This window comes from Oleiphilus sp. HI0125, from assembly GCF_001635355.1.
The window spans coordinates 1-1435 of record NZ_LWGF01000799.1; the positions used below are offsets into that span (position 1 = coordinate 1).

A 1435-nucleotide genomic window follows, 5' to 3' on the forward strand; every position below is an offset into this window, starting at 1 on the left:
GTTGTTTTGCTCGATTGCAGAGGCGACGATGCGTGAAACGCCAATGCCGTAGCACCCCATTTCCATAATTTTGGCTTTACCATTTTCATCGAGCACAGAAGCATTCATGGCTGAGCTGTATTTATCTCCAAGCTTGAAGATGTGTCCCACTTCGATGCCACGCTTAATAACGAGTGACCCTTTACCGTCAGGGCTTGCATCGCCTTCAACAACATTGCGAAGGTCTGCGATTGTGTTGAGTGCGACATCTCTTTCCCAATTAACGCCAGTTAAATGGAAACCTGTTTTGTTTGCGCCGCAGCAGAAATCTGAAAGATGCGCAGCACTGCGATCCACGACTGTTAATATGTCTAAACCGATAGGGCCTAGTGAACCAACTTTTGCATTTAGTTCTTTCTCGATACGTTCTTCCGGTGCAAATTGTAACGGAGATGCGACCCCTTCAATTTTTTCGGCTTTGATATCGTTCAGTTCGTGATCGCCACGTAGAACAAGCGCTACCAAAGGCGCTTCGGCATCGTCTTCGCCTTCAGGTGCTTCGCCTAGCACAATGAGCGTTTTCACGCATTGTTCTGCGCTGATATTAAGCGCTTCAGCTACTTCAGCAATTGTATTCTGTTCTGGTGTCGCAACCTCAGCCATATCCTGACTTGGCGCATTACGCTCTCCAGTAGGTGCTAGAGCTTCGGCCATTTCTATATTTGCGGCATAGCTGCTTTCTGTTGAGAAAGCGATGTCATCTTCGCCTGAACCAGCTAGCACATGGAATTCATGAGAAGAACTGCCACCAATGCTCCCTGAATCGGCTTGTACTGGACGAAAATCAAGGCCTAATCGCTCGAATATACGAACATATGCCGCATGCATTTGCTCGTAGGTCTCGTCTAATGATTCCTTGTTTACGTGAAACGAGTAAGCGTCTTTCATGACAAACTCGCGTGCGCGCATCACGCCAAAACGTGGGCGGCGCTCGTCACGGAATTTGGTTTGGATCTGATAAAAGTTAGCAGGTAGCTGTTTGTAGCTTTTTAGTTCATCGCGAATGATGTCAGTGATAACTTCTTCGTGCGTTGGGCCAAGGCAAAAATCGCGTTCGTGACGGTCTTTAATACGAAGTAATTCTCCTCCATATTGTTGCCAGCGCCCAGACTCTTCCCATAGTTCAGCTGGTTGAACAACTGGCATCAAAAGCTCTTGTGCACCTGCTCGATCCATTTCTTCTCGAACGATATGTTCGACCTTTCGTAGCACTCGCAAGCCCATGGGGAGCCAATTGTATAAACCAGATGCGAGTTTACGAATCAAACCTGCTCGCAGCATGAGTTGGTGGCTAATAACTTCAGCGTCAGATGGGGTTTCTTTTTGAGTTGCGATAAGGAATCGGCTAGCGCGCATTTGCTGTGATTGTCCTGTAGTAGAGATAGTCAGTTAACGT

General features: G+C 47.3%; 1 protein-coding gene. It reads right to left on the reverse strand.

Going from position 1 to position 1435, the window contains the following annotated elements:
• Nucleotides 1–1395 (reverse strand): proline--tRNA ligase (locus A3762_RS12755; protein ID WP_068755896.1); only part of this gene is annotated, 1395 nt, incomplete at its 3' end.
• Nucleotides 1396–1435 lie beyond the last annotated feature (40 nt).